This is a genomic window from Microcoleus sp. K1-B1, assembly GCF_036704705.1.
Classification (GTDB): domain Bacteria; phylum Cyanobacteriota; class Cyanobacteriia; order Cyanobacteriales; family Microcoleaceae; genus Microcoleus.
In genome coordinates, this window is sequence record NZ_JAUBSH010000154.1 from 1 (window position 1) to 7,477 (window position 7,477).

At 44.3% G+C, this 7,477-nt stretch carries 5 protein-coding genes and 1 pseudogene; 4 read left to right on the forward strand and 2 right to left on the reverse strand.

Annotated features, from left to right (window positions below):
- Positions 1–321: 321 nt before the first annotated feature.
- From QUA83_RS29520 to QUA83_RS29535, 4 genes are all read left to right on the forward strand, one after another.
- Positions 322–1,578 carry an ABC transporter substrate-binding protein gene (locus tag QUA83_RS29520; RefSeq protein ID WP_333297724.1) on the forward strand — a complete coding sequence of 419 codons (1,257 nt, stop codon included), beginning with the start codon at positions 322–324 and terminating at the stop codon, positions 1,576–1,578.
- Positions 1,579–1,745: 167 nt separating this feature from the next.
- Entirely contained in the window at positions 1,746–2,696 is a 951-nt protein-coding gene (locus QUA83_RS29525) for a branched-chain amino acid ABC transporter permease (RefSeq protein WP_333297728.1), read from the forward strand.
- A gap of 47 nt (positions 2,697–2,743) precedes the next feature.
- The gene (locus tag QUA83_RS29530; RefSeq protein ID WP_333157570.1) at positions 2,744–3,313 is read left to right on the forward strand and encodes a GNAT family N-acetyltransferase; all 570 of its coding nucleotides are present in this window, start codon (positions 2,744–2,746) and stop codon (positions 3,311–3,313) included.
- A 36-nt stretch (positions 3,314–3,349) separates the two neighbouring features.
- Positions 3,350–4,285 (forward strand): branched-chain amino acid ABC transporter permease, encoded by a 936-nt coding sequence (locus tag QUA83_RS29535; RefSeq protein WP_333297725.1) that lies wholly within the window; start codon positions 3,350–3,352, stop codon positions 4,283–4,285.
- Between the two features lie 116 nt (positions 4,286–4,401).
- On the opposite strand, the gene QUA83_RS29540 is transcribed toward QUA83_RS29535, so the two are convergent.
- Both QUA83_RS29540 and QUA83_RS29545 read right to left on the reverse strand, forming a co-directional pair.
- Complete coding sequence (locus tag QUA83_RS29540) at positions 4,402–6,273, reverse strand: serine/threonine-protein kinase (RefSeq protein ID WP_333297727.1); 1,872 nt, start codon at positions 6,271–6,273, stop codon at positions 4,402–4,404.
- Between the two features lie 225 nt (positions 6,274–6,498).
- A pseudogene (locus QUA83_RS29545) lies at positions 6,499–7,401 on the reverse strand (aldo/keto reductase); the annotation flags it as partial.
- Positions 7,402–7,477: the final 76 nt, after the last annotated feature.

Genomic DNA, 7,477 nt, shown 5'->3' on the forward strand with positions numbered 1-7,477 from the left:
AGGTTCAGTTTTTTACCTTTCTTCGCACCTTTAGTTCGTGGTTCAGTGAACCGCTTCCCTTCTGGCGCTTTATTAATGTATCAACTCTCCCCAGAGTTGTCAAGCGTTTTGTGAAAATATTTTTGATTTTTTTTTGAACCTATACACACCAAGGGTTTGAGCTGCTGATTTCCGATCCTGCCTCCGCTGGCTGACTCCTCTTTCCGGGAAGGGGTCTTTTTTTTTTGGCAAGATGGGACTTTTGAGGGGAGTATCTACCGCGCATGGGTAGAATATCTCTACGTGTAGCTGTTTTATATATAGATGTTCGATCGCCCGCTCATGAAAAAACTTATAGCCCGCCCTAGTGGCTTATTCATTACCTGCGCTTCACTGCTGCTGGCTTGCAGTCAGACGAACACTCCCCAAACCTCTACTACAGCATCTCCGGCGACTTCACCATCTCCCGGTGCTTCCCCAGAGGGTTCGCCTGGGGGGAGTTCCAACACTATATCTATAGGTATTGGGGTGGCCCAAACTAGCAATGTGGCTTTACTGGGTCAGGAACAGGTGGCTGGCGCGAAAATTGCTGAGAAGTATTTCAACGATAAGGGCGGTGTGGATGGGACGCCCATTAGACTGGTGTTCCAAGATACCGGTGGAGACGAACAAGGGACAATCAATGCTTTCAATACTCTGATCAATCAGGATAAGGTGGTAGGTATTGTGGGGCCGACCCTCTCGCAACAAGCTTTTAGTGCCGATCCGATCGCCGATCGAGCAAAAGTTCCCGTACTCGGACCCTCCAACACCGCTAAAGGCATTCCCCAGATTGGCGATTATGTGGCCAGAGTCTCCGCGCCTGTGGCAGTGGTAGCACCTAATGCAGTTAAAGCTGCACTGAAGCAAAATCCCAATATTAAGAAGGTAGCCGTGTTTTTTGCTCAGAATGATGCTTTTAGCAAATCTGAGACTGAAACTTTTCAGACAACGGTTAAAGATATGGGGCTGGAATTAGCAACAGTCCAAAAATTCTTGACTACTGATACAGATTTCCAATCTCAAGCCACTAATGCGATAAATGTCAATCCCGATTTGATAATTATTTCTGGGTTGGCCGCTGATGGAGGCAATTTAATTAAGCAGTTGCGAGAGTTGGGTTACAAAGGCGTTATCATTGGGGGCAACGGTCTGAATACTTCTAATGTATTTCCTGTTTGCAAGGCTCTTTGCGATGGGGTTTTGATTGCCCAAGCCTACAGCCCGGAATATGAAAATGAAGTTAATAAGGCTTTTCGGGATGCTTATCGCGCTCAATTCAAGAAAGAACCGCCTCAGTTTAGCGCTCAGGCTTTTACTGGCGTACAAGTTTTTGTGGAGTCATTAAAGGCAATTAATGCTAAGTCTAAGGTTAGCGAAAAGCCTTTGGCTGAGTTGCGTACAAATTTGAATCAGCAGTTGTTGGGTGGCAAGTACGATACGCCTTTGGGGGAAATTTCTTTTACGCCTGAAGGTGAGATTAATCAGAAAGAGTTTTATGTGGCACAGATAAAAATGGATGCTGATGGAAATAACGGTAAATTCGAGTTTTTGAAATGAAGTTAGGCACGACAGGGATTCTGACACGGATATAGGGATGAGTTATTGAGTGTGAGTCTGAGGTTAAACCCGCTTCCCCCCTTGGGGGGAAGTCAGAAGTCAGAGTAAAAATTGTATGCTGTTTGTTTTTGAATGATTTAATGTTGATGCCGAATCTCTAACTGGTGATGGACTTAACTCTGTTTTTGCAACAATTTTTGAATGGTTTGTCGATCGGCAGCGTGTATGCTATTTTTGCCCTGGGATACACGCTGGTCTTTTCTATTCTCGGAATTATTAATTTTGCTCACGGTGCAGTATTTACTTTGGGTGCTTATTTCACCTATGCGCTGATGGGAGGTACTTTCGGTTTTAATGGGTTGTGGGCTAATGCTCGAATTCCCGTGCAATTGCCTTTTGCTGTGGCGTTAATTTTGGGAAGTGTCATGGCTGGTTTGGTAGGAGTAATTGTTGAACGAATTGCTTTTTTACCTTTGCGCCGCCGACTCTCTGATCCTCTGCTGACGGTGGTTTCTAGTTTGGGTGTGGCAGTTGCGATCGCAAATATCATTCAATATCTAGTCGGTGCGGAAATTTACACTTTTCCTGCTAACACTTACGGATATTTACCTGCTGCAATTAACTTCGGGACAGCGGATAAACCTATTCCGATTCGGACTGTCCAAATAGTGATTTTTGTGGTGTCAGTTGCGATTGTGGCTGTCTTAACTTACTTAATAAATTTCACTAAATTTGGCAAAGCAATGCAGGCTGTGGCTGAAGATGCTACTACTTCTAGTCTGTTGGGTATTGATACTGATAGATACATTGTTTTGACGTTTTTTGTGAGCAGTTTTCTGGCTGGTTTGGCGGGGAGTTTGGTGGGTTCCAGTGTGAGTATTGCTGGGCCGTATTTTGGTATTGCTTTTGGTTTGAAGGGTTTGGCGGTGATTGTGCTTGGGGGGTTGGGGAGTATTCCTGGGGCGGTTTTGGGTGGGTTTATCATTGGTTTGGTGGAGGCTTTTGTGCCCGGAGATTTTTCGGCTTATAAGGATGCTGTTGCTTTTGCCATATTGTTTATTATGCTATTGGTTAGACCGCAGGGTTTGTTTGGACGGCGTTTGATTCAGAAAGTGTAGGATGATTTGTAAGAACTGTAGTGCATCAGTAGATAAAGGGATGTTTTATGAAAGTGGAAGTTCCATTACTTGTAAGCGATCGCCTTTTTTTACGATTAGCCAATCAAGACGATATCTGCGAAATCATTAAATTTTACAGATACAATCAAAGGTTTTTTACTCCCTGGCATCGACATTGGGGGGAGGAGTTTTTAACTGAAAGTTATTGGCAAAAACAAGTAGAGAAAGATTGCCAAGGATTTGAGTCTGACAAATCTTTAAAGCTGTGGATTTTTGAGAAAGATAATCCTGAGTATATTGTGGGTAACGTTAATTTTGATAATTTTGTACGAGGTGCCGGTCATTTCTGCTTTTTGGGATATAATCTGGCAGAAGCGCAACAAGGTAAAGGTTATATGACTGAAGCTGTGCGAGTTGCGATTCAATATGTGTTTGAAGAGTTGAATTTACATCGCGTTATGGCCAATTATATGCCTCACAATCAGCGCAGCGGTAATCTACTTAAAAAATTGGGATTTGTGGTGGAAGGTTACGCTAGAGACTATTTGTTCATAAATGGTCGGTGGGAAGACCATATTCAGACTAGCTTAATCAATCTAAATTGGAAACCAAGTTAACCGGATTTTCCCTAATAATTTATAATCTAAAATCAAATGGCTACATTTTTTACTACTTATGGGTTTTTGATTGTCTCGATGTTGCTGGGTGCAATGTTGGGAATGTCGCTGTATTTGCCTCTAATGACTGGTCAGTTGTCTCTGGCTAGCCCTGGTTTTTATGCTTTGGGTGGGTATATTGCGGCGATTTTATCTACGACGGTGTTTAAGCCGACAGGGGGTTTATTTCCACTGCCATTGCTGTTAGTGGAGATGATAATTGCAGGGGTTGTTTCGGGGTTGCTGGGGATTTTGGTGGGAATTCCGGCGCTGCGGTTGAGTGGGATTTATTTGGCGATCGCAACTATTGCTTTTGTGGAAATTTTGCGGGTTTTATCGCTGAATCTAGATATCACTGGCGGGGCTGTGGGTATTTTTGGGATTCCGCAACCGTTTGGAACGCCGATCGAGTATTTATGGATTGTAGTGCCTTTACTGTTGGTAAGTATGGCGATTGTCTATCGGCTGGAACGGATTCGGGTGGGGCGGGCTTTTGCGGCGATTCGGGCTGATGAGTTGGCGGCTGATGCGATCGGCATTAACCCAACTTTTTATAAGGTTTTGGCTTTCACGTTAGGTGCTGTTTTAGCTGGGGTTGTGGGTGCAGTTAGTGCTCATTTCCTGAATACTTGGAACGCGCGTCAAGGTACTTTTGATGCTAGTATTATTTACTTGACTTCGGTGTTGATTGGTGGTAGCAGAAGTTTTCTGGGAGCAGTTTTGGGTGGGATGGTGTTTACTGCTTTACCGGAGGTTTTGAGGGGGATGGCGACTATTCAGGGATTGCCGATTTGGTTGGCGCAATTTCTGCGGGATGGGCGGTTAATTGTGTTTGGGGTGCTGATTGTTTTGGGGACAATCTTTTTTCCGCAAGGTTTGGTTACGCCGGAGTTGCTGAAGAAGTGGAAAAAGGGCGATCGTACTTCTGTTTAAAATTCATAAATCATCTGGAGTTAGGGAAAAAATCCCGCGCCATACCACTTTTTATACAAAATTATTAGTCAACAAAGACAAAAGTTTTTACTACCAACAATTTTGATTGCGGGTAATTAAACAAACATGGTATTCTGCCAAATTTTAATAGTTTTGTCACTGCTGCCGCTAGCCATAAACTCTCCTTCCAGGCTAAAATTAACAGAATAGACCGAGTTATTGTGACCCGCAATATTACAAATTTCTTGACCGTCTTTCACACGCCAAATCTTGATAGTTTGATTGCTGCTGCTAGCGAGAATCTCGCCATCGGGACTAAAAGCAATAGAATCAACATACCAGGAATGTCCTGTGATAGTTAAAACTTCTTGCCAATCTTTGACCCACCAAATTTTAATAGTATTGTCATGGCTGCCGCTAGCCAAAAACTCTCCATTGGGACTGAAAGCTATGCAGCGAACGGAGTCTGTATGACCTGTAAGTGTGCGAATTAGCTTCCCATCTTTAACTCGCCAAATCTTGATTGTTCTGTCCCAACTGCAACTAGCAAGAGTTTCCCCATCCGGGCTAAAAGCAACAAAATAAACTAAATTAGTATGACCCGCAAGCGTGCGAATTTCTTGCCCGTCTTTGACTCGCCAAATCTTGATTGTTTGGTCCCAACTGCTGCTAGCAATAATTTCGCCATCGGGACTGAAAGCTGCGCCGTAAACTGAGTTACTGTGACCGATCAAGGTGCGGATTTCTTGTCCATCTTTCATCCGCCAAAGTTTTACTGTTTTGTCGTGGCTGCTGCTGGCTAGCATTAGTCCGTCCGGGCTGAAAGCTACTGTATAAACCGAGTTAGCGTGTCCTGTGAGGGTGACAATTTCTTGCCCGTCTTCAACTTCCCACAGCTTGATTGTTTTGTCATCGCTGCCGCTGGCTACAACTTCTCCGTTGGGGCTGAAAGCCACAGAGTAAATTAAGTTTTTGTGACCTGTTAGGGTGTGAAGACATTGCCAGTTATAGGTTTGCTGTTGGGGCTGGGCAAGTGTTGGGGCGGGTTTGACTGGCTTGGTAATTGTTTGGGGAATGGCTAGATCGATCGCCACTTGAGGATTAATTTCTTTTAATACTTCAACAGCCGTTTGATAGCGGCGGTTGGTAGCATTGGCAATCATTTTGTCTAAAATTTTCCCTAGTTGTTCACTTACCGGGTTGTGGGCCAAATACTGTCGCCATATCCAGGCATCTTCACCAGGATCGAACAGGTCAAAAGGGGAAACTTGAGTTAGCAAATACAAACAAGTTACGCCTAAACTGTACAAATCGCTGGTAAAAAATGCTTTGCCTCTGGCTTGTTCGGGGGCGATGTATTCGGGGCTGCCGATGCTGGTTCCTGTTTTGAGTAATGCCGTACCTGTGGCAATTTTTGCAGCGCCAAAGTCTACTAAAACTAATTGTTTGTCGGCGCGGCGGATGATGTTTCCTGGTTTGATATCTCGGTGAATAACGTTGTGGGAATGGATGAAGTGAAGGACGGGTAATAAGCTATTAAGTAAGTCTTGAACTTGATTTTCTGTAAATCTGCCTTCTGTTTCTACAATTTGTGCTAAATTTTGCCCGTCGATAAATTCTTGGACTACATATTGTCTGCCCTCTTGGATGGAATAGGCTAATAGTTCTGGAATTTGAGGGTGTTTGCCCAATTCGTCTAATCGCATTGCTTCTTGTTCAAAAAGTTCGGCTGCTTTTTTGCTGTTGCGATTGCTTGCTGATGGGATGAGTTGGGTTTCTGGGGGTAAAAATTGTTTGATGACGCAGCGGGGTTTTGAGGGTTTGTCTTCGTCAACGGCGAGGAATGTTCTGCCAAAACCGCCTTGTCCGATCGCCTTTATAGCCCGGTAGCGATCGCGCAGCAGCAGTTTTGAACGGCAATTTCGGCAAATTTTGGCTGCGGGAGGGTTTTGTGGCTGGGAACAGTTGGGATTTAAGCAGTAACTCATTCGATTTTAGATTGCGGATTTTTGATTGTTGATTTTAACTTTTTGAATATTTCCACAGCGCAGTAGATATTATACCTCATTAGCTTTTTAAGAACGGGCTAGAAGCCCATTCCACAAGAAATTCACTCTTTTTGGAACGGGCTTCTAGCCCGTTAAGCGAGAATGGTGATCTGGGCGTGAGTTCCAGGGTACCTTACTATATATGCCAGTTGCGTCTGTTCTGTTTTAGAAGTTCCACATAACGGGGTTATCGTCTAAATGATCGGTGACGGTTCGCCCGATCGCATCAATCTCTTTTAATTCTTCTTCACTCAATTTTACCTCAGCAGCTTTAGCATTTTCGGCGGCTTGTTCCCCGTCGCGCGCGCCGACAATTGCATTTGTTTGTGGCTGGGAAATCAACCAAGCTAAAGCTAAGTTGCCCAAGCTTATCTGGTGGCGATCGGCAATTGGCCTGAGTTGATTTAATGCTGTTTGCACTCGGGCGTAATTTTCTTTGATGAACAGCTTATTTTTGGCGCGGTGGTCGCCTTCTTCAAACTTGTGTTCGGGCCCGAATTTACCTGTCAATATTCCTTGCGCTAGAGATGAATAGGCAAGGATGGATATATGATTGTCCGCACAATAGGACATAGCATCTTTTTCTACCCAGCGCCAAAACAGAGAATAGGGCGGTTGCAGGCTGTCGATGCGTCCGTATTGGGCGGCTTCTTCTATTTGGGCGCGGGAGAAGTTGGAAACGCCGATCGCCCGAATTTTTCCCTGTTCTTTTAACTTGTTCAGGGCGTCCATTGTTTCTGCAATTGGCACTAACTCGGAATTCCAACTGCCAGCGGGCCAGTGAATTTGGTAAAGGTCGATATAATCGGTGTTGAGGTTTTTTAGCGATCGATCGCAGGCTTCGATTAACAAATCTGGTTTCAGGTGGTTGGCGAAAACTTTGCTAGCATAAACTACTTGCGATCGCACATCTGAAAGTGCTTGACCAATAATTTGTTCCGAATGCCCTTCTCCGTACTCCTCAGCCGTATCAAAGGTGGTAATACCTGCCTCAAAAGCGGCGCGCATTGCTTTGACAGTTTCAGCATCCTCAATTCCCACCCACATCTGCTTCCCAGCTTGCCAAGTGGGTGCATCTCACTTTTGCGAATGTGTCAAAAAAGAGTTAAAATGAAAAAGCTAGTAAAATCGTCAAATAAAGATG